Raw genomic sequence first — 24,871 nt, 5'->3', positions numbered from 1 at the left:
AGGAGCCCAAAGGGGTCAGGTCGATCTCGGGCACCCACACCCCAGGGTAGATCGTGGAAATCCGTCCAGAGCTGCACCTGATCCTGCTGGAGTTCGGCCAGGCGTACCTTTGGAACGACGCGGGCGCGCTCACGCTGGTCGACACGGCATCGCCACCCCCGGCACGGACATCGCGGCCGCGATCGGTCAGCTGGGCCACCGCAAGAGTGACGTCAAGCGCGTCGTGCTCTCCCATTTCCATGAGGACCACTGCGGCGGGGCCGCCGAGATGAGCGGGTGGGGAGACGTCACCGTGCTGGCCCACCGGCTGGAGGCGCCGGTGATCCGCGGCGACAAGCCCGCTCCTCCGCCCCGCTTCACCGACGAGGAGCGCGTCCTGCACCGCGGCCTCGGGGCCCACCTGCTGCCCGCCGCGCCCGCGTGGACCGCGAGCTGGAGGACGGCGACACGATCGATTTCGGCGGCGGCGCCGAGGTGATCCACACCCCCGGCCACACCGACGGCAGCATCGCGATCCACCTGCCGCGCTCCGGGGTGCTCTTCACCGGCGACACGGTCGCGCACGTCAACGGGCAGGTCATGCCCGGGGTGTTCAATCTGGACCGCGCAGAGCTGCTCCGCTCCTTCCGCAGGCTCGCGGAGGTAGAGGCGCAGCTGGCCTGCGTCGGTCACGGCGAGCCCCTCCCCGACGCCCGCACGGCCCTCACCGCGGTCGCGACGGCCCTGCCCGCCTGAGAAACCCCGTCACCATTCGGCGAAGGAGCCGTCCGGGTGCCGCCAGACCGGGTTGCGCCAGCGGTGCCCGCGCTCGGCCGCGCGCTCCACGGCCGCCGCGTCGACCTCGATACCGAGTCCCGGTACGGCGGTGCGCTCGGCGAAACCGTCGACGAACTGGAAGGGGGTGCGGTCGACCAGGTAGTCCAGCACGTCGTTGCCCTGGTTGTAGTGGATGCCCACGCTCTGCTCCTGGATCAGGAAGTTCGGGATCGCGAACGCCAGTTGCAGGCTCGCCGCCAGCGCGATCGGGCCGAGCGGGCAGTGCGGGGCCATCGTCACGTCGTACGCCTCGGCCATGGCGGCGATGCGGCGCACCTCCGAGATGCCGCCGGCGTGGCTGACGTCCGGCTGGGCCACCGCGATGCCGTCGCGCAGCACCTCGCGGAAGTCCCAGCGGGAGTAGAGGCGCTCGCCGGTGGCCAGCGGGATCGAGGTCGACCGGGCCAGGGCGGCCAGGTTGGGGGTGTGCTCGGGCAGCACCGCCTCCTCGACGAACAGCGGGAGGAGCGGCTCGATGAGCGGCAGCACCCGCCGCGCCATCGCCGTCGACATGCGCCCGTGGAAGTCGATGACGACGTCGTTCTCCTCGCCGACGGCCTCGCGGACCGCCGCCACCCGTTCGACGACCTCGCGGGTGCGGGCCGGGGTGTCGATGGGGGCCAGCTCGGCCGAGCCGTTCATCTTGACGGCGGTGAAGCCCGCCTCGATCTGGGCTCGGGCCAGTGCGGCGAGGTCGGCCGGGCGGTCGCCGCCGATCCACGCGTACATGCGGACCCGGTCGCGCACCGGGCCGCCGAGCAGGGCGTGCACGGGCAGCCCGGCGGCCTTGCCGGCGATGTCCCAGAGGGCCTGGTCGATGCCGGCGACCGCGCTGGACAGCACCGGGCCGCCCCGGTAGAAGCCGCCCTTGGTCAGGACCTGCCAGTGGTCCTCGATACGCAAGGGGTCCTCGCCGACGAGGTACTCGCCGATCTCCGCGACGGCGGCGCGGACGGTCTCGGCGCGGCCTTCGACGACCGGCTCGCCCCAGCCCGTGATGCCTTCGTCGGTACGGACGCGCAGGAACAACCAGCGCGGCGGGACGAGGAAGGTGTCCATGGACACGATCTTCATGGGGGTCCGTTCTAGGAGGAGGTGGTGGAGATGCTCCAGCCGCCGTCCACGTTGAGGCAGGCGCCGGTGATGAAGGAGGCCTCGGCTGAGGCGAGGAAGGCGACCGCGGCGGCCACCTCTTCGGGGCGGCCGAACCGGCCCGCGGGGGTCTCGGCGATCGTGGCGGCACGGCCCTGCTCGCCGATGCCGTCCCAGGCCGCGGTCATGATCGGCCCGGGGACGACGACGTTGACCCGCACGTCCGGGGCGTACTCGACGGCGAGCTGGCCGGCCAGCGACTGCAGGCCGCCCTTGGCCGCGGCGTAGGGGCCGCAGCCGGGGATGCCGGTCCGGGCGTGCACGGAGGAGGTGATGACGATCGCGCCCCGGGTCTCGACCAGGAGGGGGCAGAAGACGTGGGCGGCCAGGTAGGCGGCCTTGAGTGAGACCGCGATCTGCCGGTCCCAGTCGTCCTCGGGCAGCTCGTGGACGGGGACCGACGGCACGACCCGGCCGGGACCGTTGACGTGCAGGACGTCCAGGCGGCCGTACCGGTCGGTGACGAGGTCCCGGGCGGCGGCCCAGGCGGCCGCGGAGGCGACGTCGCCGTGCAGGTAGTGGCCGCCGATCTCGGCGGCGACCTTCGACCCTTCGTCGTCGGCCACGTCCATGACGACGACGGAGGCGCCCCGCTCGGCCAGCAGCCGGGCGGTGGCCGCGCCGATGCCCGACGCGGCGCCGGTGACCAGGGCGACCTTCCCTGCGAAACGGATCATCGTGCGGCTCCCGTGAACAGTGCGTTGGCCTCTTCCTGGAGGGCGCGGTCCTGCCACATCGGGTGGTGGGGTGCGGCGTTGGAGCACACGACCGTACCCCATGCGCCGACCCTGGCCGCGTGGCCGACGGCCTCCAGGCAGACCGCGCGGCCGACCGGCCCCTCCTCGAAGGTCCCGTGGAGAGGGGTGTACCCGATCCAGCCCTCGCCGAGCACGAGCGGCACCTCCGCGTGGGCGGCCCAGTCGGCGGCGGCGTCGATCCAGATGCGCAGCCGTTCGGACATGCCGTAGCGGTAGGCCGAGTAGCGGTCGTACAGCCACTGGTCGAACCGGACCGGGTCGCACCAGTCATGGACGTAGACCTCCCGGGCGGGCACCACCGTCGCCGCGCGCCGCCACTCCTGGTCGGGGCCCCACTCCTCCAGCGGCGGGGCGTCCGGCCGCAGCAGCTCACGGTAGGCCCGCTCCTGCGGGAACGGCCGCGCGGCGTCCCGCAGGGCGAAGGTGTCGATCAGCTCGTCCAGCACGCCGTAGACATAGGGGTGGAACACCCCGACGTCGGCGTTGCGCGGCAGGCCGCGCATCTCACCGACCGGCACCCGGGCGTAGTTGGCGGTGACCGGCTCGGGGCGGCGGGCCTTGAAGGCGTCGATCGCCGCCTCCAGGTAGGGCCGCAGCCCGAGCACCTTCGGCTGACCCGGCTCGACCACCTCGTTGAGCCAGGTCGACTGGATCTCGTTGTGCAGCTCGACGAAGGCGATCCGGTCGGCCAGGCCGTGCGCGTCGAGGAAGTCCGCCAGGTCGGCCAGCGCCGTGGCCAGCGCCAATGCCCGGTCGGCCGGCGGTACGGCACGCAGCGCCTCGTACCAGGACGGATCGTCCAGGAAGACCGAGCTCTGCTGGAACTCCCAGCTGGAGACGATCACGTGGCAGTCGTGCCGCCGGGCCGCCTCGAACAGGGCCAGCAGGTGCCGGCGCCCGTCGAGGGTGGTGCGCTCGCGGACGTCGTACCAGCGGGTGCGCCCGCCGTAGCCGCCGAAGGGGCTGAAGGTCAGCGCCGTGGTGTCCAGGCCGGAGCCGAACAGCAGGTACGGCATCGCGCAGACGCGCACCGTGTTGTACCCGCGCGCCACGGCGTCGGCGAAGGCCCTGTCCAGGTCGGCGAACGGCTCACCGGGCCCGGTGCGCGTGTACCAGGTGAAGTCCCAGAGGGTGATGGTCAGGCGGGAAGGGGTCACAGGGATCTCCTAGGACTTGACGGCCCCCGCCGTCAGTCCGTCGAGCAGCTGCTTGCGCAGCAGCAGGAACATGATCAGGCTCGGGATGGCCGCCAGGACCGATCCGGCGAGCACCATGTCGACCTGGCGGCTCTCGGCGCCGTAGAGCGCCTGGATGCCGAGGGGCAGGGTGTACTGGGCCGGGTCGGAGACCACGATGAGCGGCCAGAAGAAGCTGTTGTAGCTGTTCAGGAAGCTCCAGACGGCCAGCGCGCCGAGCGCCGGGCGCAGCAGCGGGAGCACGATCCGCAGGAACAGGCCGAACTCCGAGGCCCCGTCGAGCCGGGCGGACTCCAGGATCGAGTCGGGCACCGACTGCTCGACGTACTGCCGCATCATGAAGATGCCGAACGCCGGAGCCAGCCAGGGCACGATCAGGGTGAAGTAGACATCGGTGACCCCGGCCTTGATCAGCATGATGAACAGCGGCACCACGATCACCGCGAACGGCACCGCCAGTGAGCTGAACATCACGTTGAACAGGAACTTCTTGCCCGGGAAGCGGTATTTGGCGAAGGCGAACCCGGCCAGCGCGCAGACGAACACCGACACCGCCGTGGAGACCACCGCGACGACGGTGCTGGTCAGGAACCAGCCCCAGAACGGCTGGGTCTCCAGCAGCCGGGTGTAGTTCTCCCAGGTGAACGGGATCGGCAGCGGCTGCGGCGGATAGGCGAAGATGTCGCCGCGCGGCTTGAACGACGAGGTCAGCGCCCACAGCAGCGGCACCGCGAACAGCACCACCAGCATGGCCAGGAACACGTAGATCAGGCCGCGCCGGGACCGCGGGGTGGCCTTCATCGGTCCCTCCCCACGCCGTACACCGCGTTGGCGGCCCGCCCGAGCACGAAGACGAGCAGGAACATGACCACCCCGGCCGCCGCGGCGTAGCCGAGCTGCTGTCGGGTGAACGCCTCGCGGTAGATGAACATCGCCACCGACAGCGTCGCCTCGCCGGGGCCGCCCTTGGTGAGCAGCATGGGTTCCTCCAGGATCTGCGCCGTGCCGACCAGCACCGTCACCGCGACGAACGCGGTGACCGGCTTGAGCATCGGCACGGTGACGCTGAAGAAGGTGCGCACCCGTCCGGCGCCGTCGATCTCGGCGGCCTCGTAGAAGTCGCGCGGGATGTTCTTCAGCCCGGCCAGGAAGAAGATCGTCAGGTAGCCGGTCCAGCGCCACAGGACCAGCAGCATCACGCTGACCTTGGCCCAGCTCGGCTCGCCCAGCCAGTCGATGCCGCCCCAGCCGAAGAACCCGCGCAGGGCAGCGTTGAGCAGGCCGTACTCGCGGTCGTAGAGGAGGGTGAAGACCAGCGCGATGATGATCGGTGACAGCACCACCGGCATGAAGAACGTCAGCCGGAAGAAGTCCCGGCCCTTCAGCCCTCGGGTGTTGAGCGCCTGGGCGACCAGCAGCGCGGCCGGGACGACCACGCCCACCGAGAACGCCACGTAGATCACCGTGTTGCCCACGGCGGTCCGGAAGCTGCTGTCCGACAGCAGCCGCTCGTAGTTGGCCAGCCCGACCCACTCGGGCGTGCCGAGGCCCGCCCACTCGGTGAGGCTGAGGTAGCCGCCGATCCCGATCGGCACGACCAGGAACAGGCCGTACAGGACGTAGAACGGCAGGACGAAGACGTAGGGTGCGGCGCCGGGTCCCCGGAGGCGGGCGGTGAGCGGCGGCGTCGTCATCCGCCTCCGGGTGACACGGACCTCGGTCACGCTCATCCGCCGTTCTTCTTGTACGCGGCCGCCGCCTCCTTGATCGTCTGGGCGGCGGGCTTCTTGCCCTGCAGGGTCTCCAGCATCGGGCCGCCCAGCGCCTCGATCAGCGTGTTGAGCTTCTCGTTCTGGTAGAACGTCGGGCTGTCGGCGGCGGCGGGGGTGTAGACGTCGAACACCCGCTGGCCGAGGTAGGCGTCCTCCGTGCTCAGCAGTTTCTGGTCCTTGTAGAGCGACTTGAGGGTGGGCAGGAAGCCGCCCATCTGGAAGCGGAGGAGCTGGCCCTCGGGGGTGAGGTAGGTCTGCTTCAGCAGCTCGAGCGCGGCGGCGGTGCCCGGCTTGTCCTTGAGGACGGCGAAGCCGGTGCCGCCCATGGCCGAGGCGATGTGGCCGCCGCCCGCGAACTTCGGCAGGTTGCGGATCTTCCACTTGCCCTTCTGCTCGGGCACGTTCGCCTGGAGGCCGTAGACGTTGTACCAGTTGGGCATGACGGTCGCGATGAGCTTGCCGTTCTTCAGCGCCGCGGTGTTCGGGGCGCCGTACGGGTCGGGCAGCGCGATCAGGAAACCGCTCTGCACGCCCTTGGCCATGAACTCCAGCACCTCGACGGCCTCGGGCGAGTCGAGGACGAGGTTGCCGCCCTCGTCGTAGTAACCGCCGCCCCGCTGGAGCAGGAGCTGGAGGAACTGGTTGGTGATGGAGGTGTTGTCGCCGGTGGAGACCATGCCGAGCGACTGGCCGGTCTTCTCGTGCAGCTTCGCCCCGACCTCGGCGAGCTCCTCCCAGGTGGCGATGTCGGCGGGGATCTTGTTCTTCTTCCACTCGTCCTCCCGGTAGTACAGGACGCTGAGGCAGGTGTCGGACTCCAGGGCGTACAGGGTGCCGTCGATCGAGTAGGGGGCGGTGCGCAGCAGGTCGTCCTTGACCGGCGTGACCAGGTCGTCCAGCGGGGCGAAGAGCTGCTTGCCGATGCCGCCGGACATGACGCGCGGGAAGACGCTGATCACGATGCCGATCATGTCGGGCGTCCCCCGGCCCGCCGCACCGGTCGAGATCATGCGGGTCACCAGCGCCTCGCTGTCGGCGTTGGTGAACTTCATCGTGTAGTCGTAACGGCCGCCCGGGGCGTCCGTGAGGCGCTTGGCCTGCTCGGTGAAGGTCTTCACGTAGCCCGGGTCGTGCGTCCACACGTTGAGCTCGACCTTGCCCGACGACACGGGCGCCGAGCCGCCGCCGTTGCTCTCACCGCCGCAGGCGGCGAGCACGCCCGCCGCCAGCAGGCCGCCACCGACCGCTCCGCTCCGACGTAGGAACACGCGACGCGATACGTCGGTCATCTGGAACTCCTTCAGGATGGGGGATTCGCCTCAGGGGGCGTGTCGAGCAGCATGCTCGGCGGCGGGGCCAGTGTCAATAATCAGTACTACTATTTTTTACATTGATACGATTTTTCGAAACATGATCATGCTGGGCGCAGGGTGACTCGGCCCACCCGCACCACCTCCGCGGAGGCGACGGCGATGCCGTCGGGAACGTTCCGTACGGCCGGGTCGACCCACACGCCGGTGTCGCGGCGCCACGGCAGCAGTTCGAGCCGCACCCCGTGCTCGGCGACCTCGTCACGCCAGGGCGTGAGGTCGACGTCCCAGGCGCGCCCGTACCAGAAGTGGTCGCTGACGAGCCGGTCGCCCACGAACGCGCGGCCGACGTCACCGGTCCAGCTCACCCGCAACAGCACGCGGTCGACGCCGTCGAGCGCGTCACGCGGCACGTCCAGGTGCACGCGCGCCGCGCCGGAGTAGTCGGTCGGCGCGCTGAGCCGGTCCATCGGGCCGCCGCGCACCGGGTCGGGGGGCGCGGGGGCGTGCGGGTGCAGGCCGGCGGCGACCGTTCGGGTCCCTGCGCCGGGAACGCTCACCGACCAGGTCTGCCACAGCTGTTCCGTCCGGGGGCCGTCGACCTCGCCGCCTTCGGCCGCCAGCCCGGCGAGCGCGGGCAGCAAGGCCACGGTGCACCGCTCGGCCTCCGGGTGGAGCACCAGGGCGCCGTCGAGGGCGTACACCGGCGCGTCGGACAGCACGAGCCGCTCGCGACCGGCGACCTCAAGCCGGTACAGGCGGTTCGCGCTCGCCTCGTCGAGGACGAGGACACGAACGCCGGGCAGGTCGACGACGCGCTCCGTCCCGGGCTGGGCGACGTCCACCACCGTCGTGTCGCCGACGGACCGGCCCCCGCCGACCGCCACGTCGCCTTCGAGGACGAGCTCCACCGGGACGCCGTCGGTCGCGCACAGGACGACCAGGTCGCCGTCCTCATCGGTGACGCGGGTGACGAGCTGCGCGGTGGCGCTGCGCAGGACGAGCCCCGGGGCGAGCCGATAGCGAAGCGGCCACACCAGGGACACCCCGGTCGGAAGGTCGACCGGCCTGGTCGGAACGGTGACGTCGGCGTCCTCGAACGACACCGTGACCTGGACGTCCTTCTGCGCGTCGAGCGGCCGCTTGGGCGGCTGGTACGTGGTCAGGAAGAGGTAGCCGCTTTCTCCGTCCGAACGGACGGCCCATCGCAGTTCGCCCGGGTCGTCGCTGCCGCCGCCGACGGTGACGCTCATCGGCGCGAGCCGGGCGCCTTCTCCGGCCAGCCAGAGGTGCAGGCGGCGCAGCAGGTGGTGGTGCGGGCGGATCTGGCCGTGCTCCCCGATCGGGGCGTAGAAGTCGTAGCTCAGGCTCGGCACGTCGTTGGGGTAACCCGTGGCGTGGGACTCCTGCTCGGTGCCGTGCGCCCCGACCCGCTGGGTGCCGCCGGCGTACATGTAGTAGCCCTGCCAGATCGACCCGCTCCCGATCTTGGCCAGGGCGAGCGCGGCGACGTCCTGAGCCGTGACCAGCGGGCGCCGGTGGTAGGCGACGTGCATGCCGCCGCCGATCTCGCACGTGGCGAAGGGGGTCGCGTCGTCGTCCTTGAGCGGGACCGCGGTGGGGTCGAGCACGATGCCGTCGAGCGCCTCGCGCAGGTCCGCCCCGACGGACAGATCGTCGCGGACCTCGCCGTAGCGGAAGTGATGGGCGGCGAACCGGGGCCACTCCGTCTGCGAGTCCTCCCAGAATCCGTCGGAGTAGGCGCTGTAGAGCGGGAGCAGCGTCTCGGGCACCAGAGCGCCGCCCCAGCCCGTCGCGGTCCACAGGGGCACCCGCAGTCCCAGGTCCTCGGCGATGCGTCTGAGCATGGCGAGGTGCTGCGGCTGGTCGTACAGCTCGTTGTCCATCTGGGCGCCCACCACGGGCCCGCCCTCGGCGTGGGTGAGGCCGGCCAACTGGCTGATCGTCTGGGCGTAGAGCGCCCGGGCCAGCTCGAGGTAGACCGGATCGTTGGTGCGGGTCTTGAGTCCGCGCTCGACGAGCCAGTCCGGGAATCCGCCGCGGCGCGCCTCGCCGTGTGCCCACGGGCCCATCCGGACGATCACGTCCAGGCCGTGCCGTGCGGCGAGCTCGATGAACGCGCGCAGGTCGAGGTCGCCGTCCCACCGGAACCGGCCGGGCTCGGGCTCGTGCGCCTGCCAGAGCACGTACGTGGCCACCGTGTCCAGGCCGCCGGCGCGCGCGTGTCCGAGGACCTCGTTCCACCGCTCGCGCGGGATGCGGGAGTAGTGGATCTCCCCGGTCACCGGGAACCAGGGCTTGCCGCCACGTTCGAGCCACCGGCTCGTGACCTCGATCCGGTCCGACGTCCTCGTGTCGTCTCCCAGCGGGAGGTGTCCCCGGCGGGGCGGGGACTGTCGGGAGACACGCAACATGCGGGCCTTGTTGTTCATTGTTCTCCTTCGAGAGGGGCGGGCCGTGGGTGATCGTACGGCCGGTTGACCCGGCGGGCCGATAGGCGTTTCACTGCCCTATATGGATGAAACGACGGGCAGGGCGAAGGACAGCTCGCTGCCCGAGGGGTTCGCCGGCGGACGGATGCTGGTCGTCCCCCGGCCCACGGTGCGCAAGGCGCTCGGCCGGCCCGTGACCAACCGGCTCCTCGTCACCGATACCGGGATCTTTCTCCACGCCGCGCGGCATGGAGCGGCCCGGCCCGGCGGCGCCGGGCAGCACATCCTCCTGGTCTGCACGGACGGTTCGGGATGGGTCGAGACCGACGATGGACGTTTCGCCGTTCGGCGGGGCGACGCGGTCCTCCTGCCCGCCGGGATGGCCCATGAGTACGGGGCTTCCGACACCGACCCCTGGACCCTGTGGTGGTTCCACGCCGTGGGCTCCGACGCCGCCGACCTCGTCAACGCGGCGCGGGCGGCGGCCGGTGGGATCGTCACGCATCTTCGGGATCCCGCGCCCGTCGCCAGTCTCATCTCACAGGTGATCGACGGCCTCGACGCGGGGACCACAGGGGGCCTCGTACGGGCCTCCGGCGCGGCATGGAACGCGCTCGCCCAGGTCGTCGCCACCGGCCGCCGTCCCCTCGGAACCTCGCTCAGCCCGGTCGAGCGTGCCGTCGAACACCTGCGCGCGACCACGCCCCAGCGCACCTCCACAGACTCATTGGCGGCGATGGTCGGCCTGAGCACGTCCCAGCTCGGCGCCCTCTTCCGGGAACAGCTCGGGGTCTCTCCGCTGAAGTACCAGACGCAGCTCCGCATGGCGCGCGCACGAGAACTGCTGGACCACTCCAACCTCACGGTCAGGGCCATCGCCCGCGAGGCCGGATACGACGACGCGCTGTACTTCTCCCGCAAGTTCGCGAGCGTCCACGGGCTCGCGCCCACCGCGTACCGTGACCGCGCGCGATGAGGTTACGGGAACCGCGCGCTGAGCCCGCCGTCGACGCGCCACTCCGCGCCGGTCACGAAGGAGGCCGCCGGTGCGGCGAGGAAGCAGATGACCTCCGCCATCTCCTCCGGTGAGCCGATCCGGCCCAGCGGATGCCGGTCCAGCAGGGCGGTCTCCTCCGCCGCGGGGTCCGTGGAGGTTGCCCTTGGCCGTCTGCCCGGTGTGGATCGACGCGACGTTGACGATCGACCCGGCACCGGCGCCGATCATGGCGGGCAGCACCGCACGCGACATCAACCAGGCGCTGCGCAGGTCGACGTCGAACACGTGATCCCAGTCTCCGACCGTCATGGTGACCGGTCGGAGTGCGCGTTCACCCCGGCGTTGTTCACCAGCACCGTGGGCGGTCCGAGCCGGTCGGCGAGCTCGGCCACCGCCCGGGTGACGTCCTCCTCCCTGCTGACGTCCGCCCGTACGAACGCCGCGCAGCCGGTCACCTCCGGCTCGACGAGGTCCACCCCGGCGACCACCGCGCCCTCGCGCGCGGCCACGGTGGCGACCGCGGAGCCGATGCCGCCGGCGGCCCCGGTCACCAGGACGACCTCACCTGTCAGCCGTTGCGTCATGCCTGCCTACCAGTCGGTGAGTGAGCCATCGGGCCGGATCAGGTCGAGTGCCGGTTCGGGCACGTACGGGTGCCGCCGCGCCTGCGCCTCGTCGATGTCGATGCCCCAGCCCGGTCGCTCGGGCAGCTCGACGTGACCATGGGTGATGGGCAAGGTGCCGTGGGCCACGTCGTCGCGCCAGGGCACGTCGGCGCGCATCACCTCCTGGATCAGGAAGTTCGGTGTGCTGAACCCGACATGCTGGTTGACCATCGTGGCCACGGGACCCAGCGGGTTGTGCGGCGCGAGCGGGACCTGCCAGGTCTCCGCCAGCGCGGCTATCTTCCGCAGCGCGGTCGGACCGCCGACGTGGCACACGTCGGGCTGGAGCACCGCGCAGGCCCCGGCGGCCAGGTGCTCGCGGAACTCCTGGAGGCCGATCAGCCGTTCGCCGGTCGCCACCGGGAAGGGCAGCCTGCGGGCGAGGTCGGCCATGGTGCCGGGGTTGCCCGGCTGGCAGGGCTCCTCGAAGAAGTACGGCCGGTACTCCGCCAGCGCGTGCCCGTACGCCAGCGCTCCGGCCGCCGTGGTCCTGCCGTGCAGGTCGACCATGATGTCCACATCGGCTCCGACCTCGGCGCGTACGGCGCCCATCGCCGCGGCCGCGGCCCGCAGGTCGGCCGCGGCCGGGAGGGCGCCGCCCATCGGGACCGCGAGGATCTTCACCGCCGTGAAGCCGTCGGCCACGCTCTTCTGCGCCGCCTCGGCGAATCGGCCGGCCTCGGCCGGCCCGTAGACGACCGCGGAATCGCCGCCGCCGAGGTGGTCGTACATCCGCAGCCTGCTCCGGACCGCGCCGCCGAACAGCTGCCAGCAGGGCACGCCGAGTTCCTTCGCCTTGATGTCCCAGAGCGCCTGGTCGATCCCGGCGATCGCGCTCATCGTCACGGCGCCGCCCCGGAAGAAGTGCCCGCGGTGCATCAGCTGCCACAGGTGCTCGACGCGGTGTGGATCCTGGCCGTGCAGCAGCGGGGCGAGGTCGTCGACCGCTCCGACGACGGCCCGGGTCTTCCACTCGAGCGTGGACTCACCCCAGCCGATCAGGCCGGGCTGGTCGGTGGTGACCCGGACGAACACCCAGTTGCGCAGCCGCGCGTTGACCACGACCGTGTCGACGCCGACGATCCGCGTCATGCCGTCTCCTTCACGATGACCCGGCTCTCCCACGGGCCCAGTTGCAGGGTGCCGCCGTTCTCGACGGCTGCCGGCTCCCAGCTGTGGTTGGCGACGAACCACAGCCGGCTGCCGTCGGGCCGGGTGGCGCTGCTCACGCGTACCGACGGCGGGCGGGGCGACCAGCTGTCCGCCGCCGGTTGCTGTCCCCGCTCGGCCAGGGCCCACCGCACCAGAGCGGTCGTGCTGGGCCGGTCCAGGAGAGTGCCGACCCAGGTCACCCGGCCACGGCCGTACGCCTGGGTGGTCACCGCGGCGAACCGGCCGAGGAACGGGTCCTCGTACTCGCACAGGACGTCCGCGCCTTCCGGCTGGAGCCCGTCGGCCCATCCGGTCGCGGTCGCGCTCTCCGGCAGCGCCAGCTCGGGCACGCCCGCCACCGGCCGCGCTCTGAGGGGAACCGGTGACGGTACGGTCGAGTACTCCTGATAGGACGCTCCGACGGCGGCGCGGAGAACCCCTGGTTGCCGCTGCCACCGTACTCGCGCGTGTTCGTCGGCGTAGCCGCTGCGGAAGGTGAGCAGGACGTGAGCGCCGTCGCGGGCGTGCTCGATCAACCGCTCCAGGAGGGTGTCGTCGGCGATGTACAGGGCCGGGACCACGAGCACCCGCTGGTGGCTCCAGTCCGAGTCCGCATGGACGAACCGCACCTGCACGCAGTCGTCGGCCGCGCTCCGGTAGAACCGGGTGACGATCCGGTGATAGCTCTCAGGGTCCGGCTCCGAGGTGCCCGGCTTCACGAGTGCGGGCATGAATTCCATCGCCTTGAGGCTGTCGCGCGAGTACAGGATCGCGACGTCGGCGTCCGGCGTGGCGTCCTTCAGCTCCGGGGCCAGCCGCTTCAGCTCCTCGCCGAGCGCGGCGACCTCGGCGTAGACGCGGCCCGGCTCCAGATCGTGCCCGAGCACGCCGCCCCAGTAGGTCTCGAAGCCGTAGTGCAGCGTGTGCCAGTGCCAGTACGCGAGCAGGTCCGCGCCGCGGGCGGCGAAGGCGTGGGCGGCGAAGGCGTGGGCGAGCAGCCGCAGCTGGCCGGGGAACGGCGGGATGTTCGTCGCGGACCCGCCGATCGACGTCGCCTGGGCCTCGGTGACGAGGAACCGCGACCCCGTCGGACCACGCATGCTGTAGGCGAGGTCGGCCTTCCACGAGGCGACCCAGGCGCCGTAGTCACGTGACCAGTCCGGCCCGAGGCCCGCCATCTCTTCCGCAGGAGGTTCGGGCAGTCGCAGGGCGCCCTGGAGCGGCAGGTAGATGTTCACCGCGGTGACGTCCATCTGCTGCGCCGTGGCGCGCAGGTCGGTGTTGCGGCCGCCGTCGCCGCCGATGAGGTCGTGCGTCACGAACCGGTCCGCGCCGACGTACTCGCGCAGCAGAGCCTGCTGCCAGGCGAGGAACTCGACGGTGAGCGCGGCCTGGAAACGGTCCCACGCGAGGGCGTAGCCGGGGTTGGTGTTGCCGTCGGGTGGCCAGATGTCGGCCGGCTGCGAGATCCGGTGGCTCCAGTACGTCAGCCCCCACTTCTCGTTGACCCCGTCGACGCCGCCGAGGGCCTCCGTCACGTGCTCCCGGAACCGCTGGACGACATGTGGATTGGCGATCTGGTGCACGCCGATCTCGTTGTCCACCTGAAAGCCGATCACCCCTGGGTGGCGGCCGAACTCCTCCCCCATCCGGCGCAGGATCCGCTCGGCGTGGAACAGGAACGCGGGGTGCGTGAAGTCGACGTTCTGGCGGGCCCCGTACGGCAACGGCCGGCCCGGGTGCGGCTGCGCCATCACCTCCGGATGCTGGCGCGCCAGCCACGGAGGGATGGCGTACGTCGGGGTGCCGACGATCACCTTGAGGCCGCGCTGATGCGCCTCGTCGACCACCCGGCTCAGCGCGGCGAAACCGATCTCCCCGTCCCGGGGTTCGTACGACGCCCAGGTCGACTCACCCACCCGGATCACGGTGAACCCGGCGGCGACCATGAGGTCGAGGTCTTTCTCCAGGCGTTCCACCGGCTGGTACTCGTGGTAGTAGCTGGCACCGAACAGCACGTGGCCTCCTTGCTTCCCGACCTCGGCGAGGTCCGGCCGACGGCGGCGACCCTACCGCAAACAAGCATACTTTTGCAGTGAAAAATAGTATTAATCCCGTTGACGCTCCTGAAACATGAGAGCCACACTGGGCCGTGCCATCGCTCCCATCCCCCCATTTCGAAGGAGCCGTGATGCCCATGGCCAGTTGGAGTGCTCGCGCATGCCTGGCCGCCGGACTGGTCCTCAGCCTGCTCGGGCCCGTTGTGCCTGCCGCCGCCCAAGCAGCGCCCTCCCCCGAGCTCCGCAACGCCGGCTTCGAGACCCCGCCCACCAAGCCGGCCGAGTTACCAGGCTGGCGCACGGCGGGCACCCGCGGCGCGGCGACGGTCGCCGGGCCCGCCCGGACCGGCGCGTTCGCGCTGCAGCACAACGGCACGCGGGCGTACACGGCCACCACCACCCAGACCGTGCGCGTTCCCGACGGGCACTACACCCTCACCGCCTACGCCCAGAGCGGCGGCGGGCAGCGCGCCGATTACCTGTTCGCCACGCCGGCCGGTGGACGCCAGGCACGCACCGCGGTGCCGGTGTCGTCCGCCTGGACAGTCGTCACCATCCGCGGCATCGAGGTCCGGCACGGCCGGCTCACCATCGGCCTGCACACCGAGGCTCCCCAGGGCGGCTGGACCCGGCTCGACGACGTGCGCTTGACCGCCGGAGCGCCGTACGACTTCCTCGCCGGCGGCGACATCACGATGCTCAACTGGGTGGAGGACAGCGGCGGCAGGTACTACGACGAGCGCGGTAGCCGCCAGGACCCGCTGAAGATCATGGCGGAGAACGGGACGGACATCGTCCGCCTGCGCCTCTACAACGACACCGGCCCCGACCACCCGCGGGTCGGCTATCCCGGCCACTACCTACCCGAGGGCTACCAGGACGAGGAGGACATCCTCGACCTCGCCCGGCGCGCCGCCCGGTACGGCATGCGGATCCAGCTGACGTTCCACTACAGCGACTACTGGACCAACGGCGAGATCCAGGACATCCCCAAGGACTGGCGCGACGTCACGGACCTGCCCCGCGACCAGGCCGTCGACAAGCTGGAGACCTACGTCTACGACTACACCAAGTACTTCCTCCGGCGGATGGCCGCCCAGGGCACGCCACCGGCCTTCGTCTCGCTCGGCAACGAGATGCAGGGCGGGCTGCTCTACCCCTACGGCTACTCCTACACCGCTGACGGAGCACCGGCGCTGGCCCGGTTCCTCAAGGCCGGCTACCGCGCCACCAAGGAGGTGTCGCCGGACACGCAGGTCATCATCCACATCACCGACGCCGGCGACTACGACGAGTACCGCTGGTTCTTCGGCCTGCTCAACCAGCTCGGCGTCCCGTACGACCTCATCGGCTCGTCCTACTACCCGTTCTGGACCCGCCGTGACATCCCCACCGTCGTCCAGTTCTTCGACACCATCAGCCGGGAGTTCAACAAGAAGATCATGGTGATGGAGACCGGCATCAACTGGAACCCGGTCACCCACGAAGGTCTTGAAGGCCAGCTGCACGACAACGGCCCCGTGCCCTACGGGGAGACGCCCGCCGGGCAGCGCGACTTCCTCTACGAGCTGTTCGCCGCCCTCAAGAGCGTGCCCGACGGCGCCGTGATCGGCGATCTCTACTGGGACCCGGTCATGATCCCGGCGCCCGGAGTCGGCTGGGAGGTCGGCGAGCCGAACTTCGTCAGCAACACCACCCTGTTCGACTTCACCGGCAAGGCGCTGCCCGCGCTGGACGCGTACCGATACAACGTCGACGGCGGGCGATGACCGATCCGGGTGGGGCGCGACCTGGCAGGTCCGCCCCACCCGGCGTCAGCCGGTGACCGGCAGGGCCAGCCCGGCAGCGCCGGCGGCGGAACACACGGCCTTCGAACCGGCCCGCGCCAGCAGGTCCAGCCCCAGCCTGGCGCGGCGGACCCGCTCGATCGACAGCGCCACCGAGGTTGCCTCCAGGTGGCTGCCGGACGGGTAGATGTCCGGGGCGTTGCGCAGGCCGAACTTCGCGTACACCGGCGCCGCCAGCTCCACCAGCCGGGGCAGCTCGTAGTGGCGGACGAAACCGCCCAGGTTGTCCGGAGACTCGACGTAGATGTCCAGCGGCTGGGTGACCGCGCTGCGAATGGCCCCGATCTGCGCGAGGGTCAGGTCGGTCGGCAGGTTGAGCGTGTCCGCGCCGAGCCCGCCGATCACCTTGGCGGTGGCCGGGTTCGCGATCGGGAGCATCACCGACACCTTGGCCTGCATCTCCGCAGGCAGCTCCCCGCTGTCGCGCAGCCGGCCGAACACCGAGAGCACGCCCACGTCGGCGATCAGAACGCTGCGCACGCCCAGCTCGGCCGCCCGGCGGATCTCGTCCACCACGGCGACCAGCTGGTCCTGCCCGCGCACCGCCGGGGCCAGGCCACCCCCGGCGGGCGCGCGGCTCATCGCGGAGGTGTCCCAGCCGGCACACGGCCGGGCGAACAAGGACAGCTCCACCCCCGCGTCGGCGGCCATGCCGACCATCTCGGTGATCTCGCCGTCCGTGAGCAGCCCCACCCCGGTGCCCTGCGAGACCCGGGTGACCGGGACGTCCAGCCGTCGCGCCTCGCGCAGGACGGCGGCGAGGCTGGCCGGCCCCTCCACGCTGGGAATCTCGACGCGGTACTGGGCCCCGTCGGGGAACCGGCCGGGAGACGGCGGCGGCGTGGACCCGTCGTCAGCAGGCAGCCCAAGCCGGACGAGCAGCTCATTGGTGGTGGACATCGCGCTCCCAGTCCCATATTGTTCGAAATCTCGAACAGAGTTCGGTATATCGACATGCGGAGGCTAACGATTCCGGCTCGCGGTCGTCAATGCCGGCCGATGGATATGCTGCGGCCACCCGACCCCGACCGGCAGGAGAAGCGATGGCCCGAACGGTTCCGGCGCTCAACCGAGCGCTCGACATCCTCGAGCTGTTCCTGGCCGAGGGCGCGCTGGCCGCCTCCGACATCACCGCCCGGCTCGGCCTGCCCCGGACCACCGTGCACGAGCTGGTCAACACCCTGGTCGACCGCGGCTACCTGGTAGCCGAGCCGAGCGCCCCGATCCGCTACCAGCTGGGCATGAAGCTCTTCGAGCTGGGCGGGCTGTTCGCCGACCGCCTGGACCTGGCCCGGCAGGCTCAGCACGCGGCCACCGAGGTGGCCGCCGCCTGCGACGAGAGCGTGCACGTGGCGATCCTGGACGGGGCCGAGGTGGTGTACATCGCCAAGGTGGACAGCACTCATTCGGTACGGATGGTCTCCGCGGTCGGCCGCCGGCTCCCGGCGCACTGCACCGCGGTCGGGAAGATGCTGCTGTCCGCCCTGGCTCCCGAGGCACTCGATGCGCGCTACCCGCACGACCGGCCCCTCCAGTCGATGACCCCGAACAGCATCACCACGCACGCCGGACTACGTGCGCAACTGACCGAGATCCGCCGGGCCGGCGTGGCCTACGACGACTGCGAGTCCAACGAAGCGGTCGCCTGCGTCGCCGTCGGCGTGCTCGATCACACCGAACGCGTGGTGGCCGCGATGAGCGTCTCGGTGCCCACCGTCCGCTGGACCGACCAGCGCCGCCGGCAGTGGACCGACCTCGTCCGCGCCGGCGCCGCCACCCTCTCCCAACGCCTCGGCCACCACGACGGCGCTCAGGCACCGCACCGCCGCGTTCCCCAGCCGCCCGGCCGCTGACCACCGCCCCCTCAGCAACCGGGCGGCCCTCGCGCCCGTGCTCACCGGCAGACGGGGGACCGCGTGCAGGCACCACCCGGCCAGGTCAGCGGGGCCCGCAAGACACCTTCATTCGGCCCCGACCCAGGCAGCACAGTGCCGGGGCGGGGTCAGGGCCGGTGATGCGCTTCAGTGGCCGTGTCCCTCCAATTCGCCGGCGCGTTCGGCCTTCGCCGGCAGGAGCAGGGCGGTGATGACCACGGCCACGGACAGCACCGCGCCGATGATGAAGGCCAGTCGCATGCCGTCGAGGGTGGCGAGCGCCTCGGGGACGTCCGCGGATCTCAGGGCGTCGGCTCGCGCGCTCATCACGGTGATCACGAGCGCGGTGCCGAAGGCCGCCGAGACCTGCTGCAGCGTGCTCAGGATCGAGCTGCCGTGGGAGTAGAGCGGCGGGGGAACCGCGCCGAGCCCGAGGGTGAACACCGGGGTGAAGGTCGCGGCCAGGCCCACCATCAGCAGCGCGTGCAGGCCGAGGATCTGCCAGTACGGCATGGTCATCGTGACCTGGGTGAAGCCGGTGAGCGCGACCATGATCCCGATCGCGCCGGGGATGACCAGCACCCGGCCGCCGAACTTGTCGAACAGGCGGCCGACGGTCGGGCCGAGCAGGCCCATCGCCAGGCCGCCCGGCATCACGAGGAGCCCGGTCTCGAGAGCGCTGAGTCCGCGGATGCTCTGCAGGTACAACGGCAGCAGGATCATCGAGCCGAGCATCGCCATGAAGGCCACCGACATCAGGATCAGCGCGACGGTGTAGGTGCGGTGGCGCAGGGTGCGCAGGTCCATCAGCGGTACGTCGCGCTTCTGCAACGACAGCTGGCGGAAGACGAAGACGGCGATGGTGATCAACCCGGCCGCCACGATCCCGGCGGCAACGCGGGCGTCACCGCCCTCGAACCGGCTGAGCCCGTAGACCAGGCCGCCGAAGCCCGCCGCCGCGGTCACCACGCTGAACCAGTCGATGGTGCTGAACTGGGGCTCGCCGATGTTCTTCAGCCGCTTCAGGCCGCTCCAGGCGATCAGGGCGGCGATGGGGAACACCACGGCGAACAGCAGGCGCCAGGAGCCGAACTGCAGGATCACCCCCGAGATCGCCGGGCCCATCGCGGGCGCGACCGAGATGGCCAGGGTGACGTTGCCCATGACCCGGCCCCGGTCCTCCTCGGGCACGACCTGCATCAGCGTGGTCATCAGCAGCGGCATCATCACGGCCGTCCCGGACGCCTGGATGATGCGGGCGCCCAGCAGCACCTCGAACGTCGGCGCGACGGTGGCCAACGCCGTGCCGACCAGGAACAGGCCCATCGCGACCGTGTACGCGCTGCGGGTGGACACCCGCTGCAGGAACCAGCCGGTGATCGGGATGACCGCGGCCATGGTCAGCATGAAGGCGGTCGAAAGCCACTGCGCGGTCTGCTCGGTGATGTGCAGCGCGTCCATCAACCGCGGGATCGCATTGATCATGATCGTCTCATTGAGGATGACCACGAACGTGGCGAGCACAAGCAGCCGGATCACGGCCGGGGTGCGGCCTGAGCGGGGGGCCGCGGACTTGGCGGGTGAGTCGAGCTGTGGGCTGGGCACGGTACCTCTATCGGAGTCGTCGAACATGGTGTGGTCACGGCTGGCATTCCAGCCTTGGGTCTCACGAGTAGTCGTGGTCATACACAGACTGACCGACGCCACCGACAAAACTCATCGCCCACGTCCAACATTCCTGCACGTGATGCGAAATGTCACCCGCTTTTAGCGCCGCACCACGCACCGCGAGATCGGGCGAACGAGGGTGCTCACCGTGCCGACGGCGCTCGCGCCCGGCGTCATGGGCCCTCGGCCTCGCCTCATCACCCTGCGGACCGGCATCACCCTGCGGGCCGACGCGGACGACCCGCAGGCGGCTGTCCTCTCATCCGGGCCCGTCGACGTCCGCCTCCGATGCGGCCAACAGCCGCCCCGCGAGAGCCGTGAGGCTGAGCCCCTTCAGGTCGGGGATCAGCACGCCCGCGATCTCGTCGACGTGCCGGCGCCAGGCGTCGGGGACGACGGCGGCTCCCGACGCCGCGCCGCACAGCGCGCCCACCATGGCGGGCATGCTGTCGGACTGCCGTGCGACCAGCGCGGCCGGGCCGAGGGCCGTGGCGAGGTCGCCGTCCGCCAGTTCCGCCAGGACGAAGGCCGCGGGCAGGGTCTCGGCGGCCACTCCCCCATGGCTGTACACGGCCGGGCTGAGCCGCTCGACCAGGCCGGGAACGGCGTCGAAGGCCGTGCGCGCCGACTCGCGGACGCGAGCCGCCCCGGCGAGGTTGCGGGCGGTCCAGCTGTCCTCGGGGAAGGCGCTCGCCGCCTCCCGTAGCGCGTCGCGGAGGGAGGCGCCGCCGACCAGCGAGGCGATGGCGACGGCCATGGCCTGAGCGGCCCAGACCCCGTCCTCGGCGTGGGTGATCTCGGCGTAGCGTCCCGCGACCTCGGCGGCGGTGGCCGGGTCGCCGGCGTAGTAGAGGCCGGTCGAGACTCCTGCGGGCACGGCGCTGTCGGAGTAGTGCATCGGGTTGTCGTTGCCGGTGGCGGGCGGCGTCAGGCCCCTGGCGGCGTTGATGATCGCGGAGCGTTCGGCCACACCGGTCCAGACGTCGGCCGACATCCGCCTGCGCCATTCGGCGAAGAGCGCGGCCGAGTCGTGGCCCGGCGCCTCGAGGAGCACCAGCGCGGCCATGGCCGCGCTCTCGGCGTCGTCCGTGGGAGACAGCGGGATGTCGTCCCCGATGCCGAGGGTGAACGGCAGCAACGGGCGCGAGACCCGCTGTTCGTCCAGCGCGGCCGAGAGCCGCCAACCGGCGGCCCGCGCCCAGGCCGATCCGGCCCTGCGGTGGAACTGGGCGGGAAGGCCGGCGGCGTCGCCGGCGGCCAGCCCGGCGCACCCGAGCCAGATCAGGCTCGAAGGCTACGAGCGGGCGCTGCGCGAGGCCGGCCGGCCGATCCTGCCCGAGCTGATCCACTCGGGCACGTTCACCCGGGCGGGAGGCGTGGAGGGGGCCAAGGTCCTGCTCGCCCGCTCGCCCCGCCCCGACGCCCTGGTCTGCGCCAACGACCTGATCGCCGTCGGAGCGCTCGACGTGACCAGGCAGCTCGGCCTGTCCGTGCCCGGCGACGTGGCCGTCACCGGCTACGACGACATCGAGGCCGCCTCCCTCATCACCCCCGCCCTGACCACAGTGCTCAACCCGGCCCGCGAGATCGGCAGGACCTGCGCACGTCTTCTGCTCGACCGGCTGGCCGGCGAGTACGACGACACGGCCCGCGAGATCGTCCTCGCTCACCGGCTCATCGTCCGCGACTCGTCCTAGCCGTCCGTAAGGAGATCCACCTTGTCCCTCAACCTCGCCCGCCGTGACTTCCTCAAACTGAGCGGCACCACCGTGGCCGCCGGTCTGGCGCTCGCCGCGTGCGGCAGCTCGTCCCCCGGCTCCGGCAGCAAGAGCGTCACCTACTGGGCCGCCTTCGCCACGCCCGACAGCGAGAAGTACTTCCGGCAGAACCTCGTCGACGCCTTCAACAAGAGCGCCAAGGACGTCCGCGTCAAGATGGACGTCAAGCAGCTCATGACGCTGGGCAACCTGACCAACACCGCGGTGGCGGCGGGCAAGGGCCCCGACGTCGTCTACGCCGACGGCCCCTCGGCCGCCCTGTCCTTCGCCAAGAGCTCCAAGACCGTGGCGCTCGACGAATACGCCAAGAAGTACGGCTGGCAGGACAAGCTGCTGCCCTGGGCGTACGAGGTCAGCAAGATCGACGGCAAGCTCCACTCCGTGCCCGTCGGCTACGGCTCGCTGGTGCTCTACTACAACCCCGACACCTTCGCCCAGCACGGCTGGAAGGTGCCGACCACGCTGGCCGAGTTCGAGACCGTGTGCGCCGCCGCCAAGAGCGCGGGCCTGATCCCCGTCGGGGCGGGCAACAGCGGCTACAAGGCGCAGAGCGAGTGGTACCTGACCTGCGTCCTGAACGCCGCCGCGGGCCCGAAGGCGATCCACGAGGCGCTGACCGGCGTCCGCAAGTGGGACGACAAGGTCTTCGCGTGCCCGCCGGGGTCTATCCGCTGGCGATCGGCACGACGCTGTCGATCAACGCGCGTTCGGAGAACCCGGCGGGGGCGGCCGAGTTCATCGACTACCTCATCGCCGATCCCAAGCGCATGCTCGGCTTCCTCGCCACGACCGGCACCAACCCCCCGCCGCTCAAGGTCTCCGCCGACGCCTACCCCGCCGGGATGGACGAGCGGGTGGCGCGGCTGTACAAGGCCATCCCCGAGACCACGAACCTGGGCTACGCGAGCTGGAGCTTCGTCCCGCCGAAGACGGACACCTATCTCTACACCGAGTTCGACAAGGTCATCACGGGGGCGATGTCGCCCGCCGACTTCTGCGCCGGACTGCAGAAGACCTTCGCCGCCGAGTTCGCGGCGGGCGCGGTGGCCAAGCCGTTCGCCCCCGAGTCGTGAGCGCGCCCCGTGCCCGCGCCCGGCTGACGGCCTGGCTGTTCATCGCCCCTCTGCTGCTCGTGAACCTGCTCGTCGTCGCCGGGCCCGGCCTGATGTCGGTGTACTACTCCTTCACCGACTGGGACGGCCTCGACGAGGCGCACTTCGTCGGGCTGGCCAACTACGCGGCGCTGTTCGGCAGCCCCGACTTCCGCGGGGCGCTGCTGCACAACCTGCTCTGGACGGCCTTCTTCCTGGTCGTGCCGATGTCGATGGGGCTGCTCGGCGCCTTCCTGCTGTCCAGGATCCGGCGCGGCCAGCTGCTGTTCCGGCTGCTCTACTTCATCCCGTACGTGATCGCGACCGTCGTCTCGGCCGCCATCTGGCGGCAGATCCTCAGCCCGGCCAGCGGTCTAGCACCCGCTCTCGGCAGCCTGGGCATCCCCTGGCTCAACGACGTGAACTTCCTGGGTGACGGGCGGTTCGCCCTCGGCGCGGTCGCCTTCATCAACAACTGGCAGTGGCGGGGTTTCCTGGTCGTGATCTTCCTGGCGGCCATGCAGTCGATCGAGCCGTCGCTCTACGAGGCCGCGAGGATGGACGGCGCCGGCAGCTGGCGCGAGTTCTGGCACATCACCCTGCCGTCGATCCGCCCGACCTTCATGTTCCTGTCGCTGATGACCGTCATCTGGTCGTTCCTGGTCTTCGACTACATCTACATCCTGACCCAGGGAGGTCCCGCCGGCTCGACCGACGTGCTCAGCACCGTGATGTACCGCGCCGCGTTCAGCGAGCAGCAGGCCGGCTACGCCTCGGCGATCGGCGTCATCCTGGCCCTGATCAGCGCGGTCACCGTCGGCGGCTACCTCTACCTGCGCCGCCGCCTGAGGTGGGAGATATGACCCGGCGCCCGTTCGCCTACCTGATCCTGACCGTCCTGGCCGTCTACGCCCTCGGCCCGATGCTGGTCTTCGTCCTGGCCTCGCTGAAGACTCCGAGCGAGATCAGCGCCGACCCCCTCGGACTTCCCGGCGAGTTCCGCTGGGAGAACTTCGCGACGGCCTGGGCCGACGCGAACATGGGCGCCGGGCTGGTCAACAGCGCGATCATCGCCGTGTCGACCGCGGCGGGGGTCTGCGTCATCTCCGGCTGCGCCGCCTACGCACTCGGCCGGCTCGACCTGCCCAAACCCGGACTGTTCATCCTCTACCTGCTGGTCGCCAGCTCGCTGCCCATCCAGCTGTTCCTGGTGCCACTGCTGTCCCTGTGGACGAAGCTCGGGCTGTACGACAGCAGGTTCGGTCTGATCGTCATCTACTGGGCCATCTACAGTCCGTTCGCCACGTTGCTGATCCGCTCGTTCCTGCTCGCCGTCCCCAAGGAGTACGAAGCCGCGGCGCGTCTGGACGGCGCGGGAGAGGTGCGGCTGTTCGTCCGCATCGTCTTCCCGTTGATCTGGCCGGGTGTCCTCACCGCGGGCCTGATCGCGGGGCTGCAGGCGTACAACGAGTTCCTGCTGGCCGTGACGTTCATCCAGGACAGCGAGAAGCTGCCGGTCTCCCTGTCGCTCTACTCCTTCCAGCAAAGTTTCTCCCCCGATTGGGCGCTCGTCAGCGCGGCCGGTCTGATCATGGCTCTGCCGCCCCTGGTGCTGTTCCTGTCTCTGCAGCGCCGCTTCGTCGAGGGCTACACCTCCTCGGGGATGTCCGGCTGACCGTCGCGTAGCGCCTCCAGCAGCCGCGCCAGGGCGGCCTGGGTGGCAGGCAGGTCGGCGGGGTCGTGCGACCCGGCCAGCCACAGCGCCGCCTCGTTCATCGCGCCCGACAGCAGGTGGGTCAGCGGCGCGACCGGCTGGGGCGCGATCGTGCCCTCCTTGATCAGGTCGGTGAGCGCGTCGGCCAGGTGGCGGGCCGAGGCGGCCTCGTCCATCGCGCGCCACTCGTTCCAGCCGAGCACGGCGGGGCCGTCGACGAGCATGATCCGCTGCACGCCCGGGGCCGTGCTGGCGGTCAGGAACGCCTGGCAGCCGACGGTCAGGCGGGTCCAGAGGTCGTCGTGGACGTCGGCGGTCCGCGCCACCGTCTCGGCCACCTCCTGCTGCACCTGCTCCAGGACGGCCCTGAACAACTCGGCCTTGCTCTCGAAGAGATGGTAGAGCGCGCCCTTGGTCACCCCCGCCTCGGAAACGATCTCCGACAGGCTCACCGCGCCGTATCCCCGCTCCGCGAACAGGCGCCTGCTCTCCCGCAGCAGGGTCTGCCTGGTCTGCTCCCGCTGCTGTGCCCTGACGCCGTGCGTCTTCATGTTTCCTCCCTTGACAT

22 protein-coding genes and 3 pseudogenes are annotated in these 24,871 nt (G+C 70.9%); 9 read left to right on the top strand and 16 right to left on the bottom strand.

Features of this window, described 5'->3' with window-relative positions; all coding sequences use genetic code 11:
- Positions 1-223 precede the first annotated feature (223 nt).
- Positions 224-735: pseudogene (locus tag ACIBI9_RS32665) on the top strand (MBL fold metallo-hydrolase).
- Between the two features lie 9 nt (positions 736-744).
- Here ACIBI9_RS32665 and dgoD (ACIBI9_RS32660) read toward each other — a convergent pair.
- The 7 genes from dgoD (ACIBI9_RS32660) to ACIBI9_RS32630 form a co-directional block, all read right to left on the bottom strand.
- Complete coding sequence (gene dgoD / locus ACIBI9_RS32660) at positions 745-1,890, bottom strand: galactonate dehydratase (protein WP_397227580.1); 1,146 nt, start codon at positions 1,888-1,890, stop codon at positions 745-747.
- An 11-nt stretch (positions 1,891-1,901) separates the two neighbouring features.
- On the bottom strand, positions 1,902-2,645 hold the full coding sequence (locus ACIBI9_RS32655) for an SDR family NAD(P)-dependent oxidoreductase (protein WP_397227578.1): 744 nt from the start codon (positions 2,643-2,645) through the stop codon (positions 1,902-1,904).
- A complete protein-coding gene (locus tag ACIBI9_RS32650; RefSeq protein WP_397227576.1) occupies positions 2,642-3,883 on the bottom strand; it encodes a cellulase-like family protein in 1,242 nt (413 codons plus the stop codon). Before ACIBI9_RS32650 ends, ACIBI9_RS32655 begins: the two co-directional genes overlap by 4 nt.
- Positions 3,884-3,892: 9 nt before the next feature.
- Positions 3,893-4,723 (bottom strand): carbohydrate ABC transporter permease, encoded by an 831-nt coding sequence (locus ACIBI9_RS32645; protein WP_397227574.1) that lies wholly within the window; start codon positions 4,721-4,723, stop codon positions 3,893-3,895.
- Positions 4,720-5,652 carry a carbohydrate ABC transporter permease gene (locus tag ACIBI9_RS32640; protein ID WP_397227572.1) on the bottom strand — a complete coding sequence of 311 codons (933 nt, stop codon included), beginning with the start codon at positions 5,650-5,652 and terminating at the stop codon, positions 4,720-4,722. Before ACIBI9_RS32640 ends, ACIBI9_RS32645 begins: the two co-directional genes overlap by 4 nt.
- Entirely contained in the window at positions 5,649-6,983 is a 1,335-nt protein-coding gene (locus ACIBI9_RS32635) for an ABC transporter substrate-binding protein (RefSeq protein WP_397227570.1), read from the bottom strand. Before ACIBI9_RS32635 ends, ACIBI9_RS32640 begins: the two co-directional genes overlap by 4 nt.
- Positions 6,984-7,108: 125 nt before the next feature.
- Positions 7,109-9,457 (bottom strand): beta-galactosidase, encoded by a 2,349-nt coding sequence (locus ACIBI9_RS32630; RefSeq protein WP_397227568.1) that lies wholly within the window; start codon positions 9,455-9,457, stop codon positions 7,109-7,111.
- Between the two features lie 82 nt (positions 9,458-9,539).
- On the opposite strand from ACIBI9_RS32630, the gene ACIBI9_RS32625 reads away from it, so the two are divergent.
- A complete protein-coding gene (locus ACIBI9_RS32625; protein ID WP_397227566.1) occupies positions 9,540-10,433 on the top strand; it encodes a helix-turn-helix domain-containing protein in 894 nt (297 codons plus the stop codon).
- A gap of 2 nt (positions 10,434-10,435) precedes the next feature.
- On the opposite strand, the gene ACIBI9_RS32620 is transcribed toward ACIBI9_RS32625, so the two are convergent.
- The 5 genes and pseudogenes from ACIBI9_RS32620 to ACIBI9_RS32600 all read right to left on the bottom strand — a co-directional run bounded on the left by ACIBI9_RS32620 (position 10,436) and on the right by ACIBI9_RS32600 (position 14,289).
- Entirely contained in the window at positions 10,436-10,669 is a 234-nt protein-coding gene (locus ACIBI9_RS32620; RefSeq protein ID WP_397227564.1) for an SDR family oxidoreductase, read from the bottom strand.
- A gap of 10 nt (positions 10,670-10,679) precedes the next feature.
- Positions 10,680-10,763: pseudogene (locus ACIBI9_RS32615) on the bottom strand (hypothetical protein); the annotation flags it as partial.
- Positions 10,760-11,038 carry an SDR family NAD(P)-dependent oxidoreductase gene (locus tag ACIBI9_RS32610; protein ID WP_397227562.1) on the bottom strand — a complete coding sequence of 93 codons (279 nt, stop codon included), beginning with the start codon at positions 11,036-11,038 and terminating at the stop codon, positions 10,760-10,762. The gene ACIBI9_RS32610 and the pseudogene ACIBI9_RS32615, both read right to left, overlap by 4 nt.
- Positions 11,039-11,044: 6 nt before the next feature.
- Positions 11,045-12,211: a galactonate dehydratase gene (gene dgoD / locus ACIBI9_RS32605; protein ID WP_397227560.1), complete on the bottom strand. Its 1,167-nt coding sequence runs from the start codon at positions 12,209-12,211 to the stop codon at positions 11,045-11,047.
- Positions 12,208-14,289, bottom strand: a complete 2,082-nt coding sequence (locus tag ACIBI9_RS32600) for a beta-galactosidase (protein WP_397227558.1) — start codon at positions 14,287-14,289, stop codon at positions 12,208-12,210. Before ACIBI9_RS32600 ends, dgoD (ACIBI9_RS32605) begins: the two co-directional genes overlap by 4 nt.
- Positions 14,290-14,462: 173 nt before the next feature.
- Between ACIBI9_RS32600 and ACIBI9_RS32595 the strand changes: the two genes are divergently transcribed.
- Entirely contained in the window at positions 14,463-16,100 is a 1,638-nt protein-coding gene (locus ACIBI9_RS32595; RefSeq protein WP_397227556.1) for an arabinogalactan endo-beta-1,4-galactanase, read from the top strand.
- 45 nt (positions 16,101-16,145) lie between these two features.
- Here ACIBI9_RS32595 and ACIBI9_RS32590 read toward each other — a convergent pair whose 3' ends face one another.
- Positions 16,146-17,078, bottom strand: coding sequence for a U32 family peptidase (locus tag ACIBI9_RS32590; RefSeq protein WP_397227554.1), 933 nt, complete (start codon positions 17,076-17,078; stop codon positions 16,146-16,148).
- A gap of 143 nt (positions 17,079-17,221) precedes the next feature.
- Between ACIBI9_RS32590 and ACIBI9_RS32585 the strand changes: the two genes are divergently transcribed.
- Complete coding sequence (locus tag ACIBI9_RS32585) at positions 17,222-18,031, top strand: IclR family transcriptional regulator (protein ID WP_397227552.1); 810 nt, start codon at positions 17,222-17,224, stop codon at positions 18,029-18,031.
- A gap of 168 nt (positions 18,032-18,199) precedes the next feature.
- Here the strand turns inward: ACIBI9_RS32585 and ACIBI9_RS32580 are convergent, their stop codons facing one another.
- Together ACIBI9_RS32580 and ACIBI9_RS32575 are read right to left on the bottom strand one after the other, a co-directional pair.
- Positions 18,200-19,657 carry an MDR family MFS transporter gene (locus ACIBI9_RS32580; protein WP_397227550.1) on the bottom strand — a complete coding sequence of 486 codons (1,458 nt, stop codon included), beginning with the start codon at positions 19,655-19,657 and terminating at the stop codon, positions 18,200-18,202.
- A 322-nt stretch (positions 19,658-19,979) separates the two neighbouring features.
- Positions 19,980-20,981 (bottom strand): ADP-ribosylglycohydrolase family protein, encoded by a 1,002-nt coding sequence (locus tag ACIBI9_RS32575; RefSeq protein ID WP_397227928.1) that lies wholly within the window; start codon positions 20,979-20,981, stop codon positions 19,980-19,982.
- On the opposite strand from ACIBI9_RS32575, the gene ACIBI9_RS32570 reads away from it, so the two are divergent.
- The 5 genes and pseudogenes from ACIBI9_RS32570 to ACIBI9_RS32550 all read left to right on the top strand — a co-directional run bounded on the left by ACIBI9_RS32570 (position 20,935) and on the right by ACIBI9_RS32550 (position 24,264).
- The gene (locus ACIBI9_RS32570) at positions 20,935-21,417 is read left to right on the top strand and encodes a substrate-binding domain-containing protein (RefSeq protein ID WP_397227926.1); all 483 of its coding nucleotides are present in this window, start codon (positions 20,935-20,937) and stop codon (positions 21,415-21,417) included. The two genes, ACIBI9_RS32575 and ACIBI9_RS32570, sit on opposite strands and share 47 nt — an antisense overlap.
- Positions 21,418-21,489: 72 nt before the next feature.
- A pseudogene (locus ACIBI9_RS32565) lies at positions 21,490-22,131 on the top strand (ABC transporter substrate-binding protein); the annotation flags it as partial.
- 17 nt (positions 22,132-22,148) lie between these two features.
- Complete coding sequence (locus ACIBI9_RS32560) at positions 22,149-22,571, top strand: hypothetical protein (RefSeq protein ID WP_397227548.1); 423 nt, start codon at positions 22,149-22,151, stop codon at positions 22,569-22,571.
- Positions 22,568-23,452: a carbohydrate ABC transporter permease gene (locus ACIBI9_RS32555; RefSeq protein ID WP_397227546.1), complete on the top strand. Its 885-nt coding sequence runs from the start codon at positions 22,568-22,570 to the stop codon at positions 23,450-23,452. The genes ACIBI9_RS32560 and ACIBI9_RS32555 overlap by 4 nt, the downstream gene beginning before the upstream one ends.
- Positions 23,449-24,264, top strand: a complete 816-nt coding sequence (locus ACIBI9_RS32550) for a carbohydrate ABC transporter permease (RefSeq protein ID WP_397227544.1) — start codon at positions 23,449-23,451, stop codon at positions 24,262-24,264. The genes ACIBI9_RS32555 and ACIBI9_RS32550 overlap by 4 nt, the downstream gene beginning before the upstream one ends.
- Here the strand turns inward: ACIBI9_RS32550 and ACIBI9_RS32545 are convergent.
- Positions 24,237-24,854, bottom strand: coding sequence for a TetR/AcrR family transcriptional regulator (locus ACIBI9_RS32545; RefSeq protein ID WP_397227542.1), 618 nt, complete (start codon positions 24,852-24,854; stop codon positions 24,237-24,239). The genes ACIBI9_RS32550 and ACIBI9_RS32545 overlap by 28 nt on opposite strands.
- Between the last annotated feature and the right edge of the window lie 17 nt (positions 24,855-24,871).

The sequence above is a fragment of the Nonomuraea sp. NPDC050451 genome (genome assembly GCF_044458585.1).
This window is presented reverse-complemented; position numbering and strand designations above follow the sequence as displayed.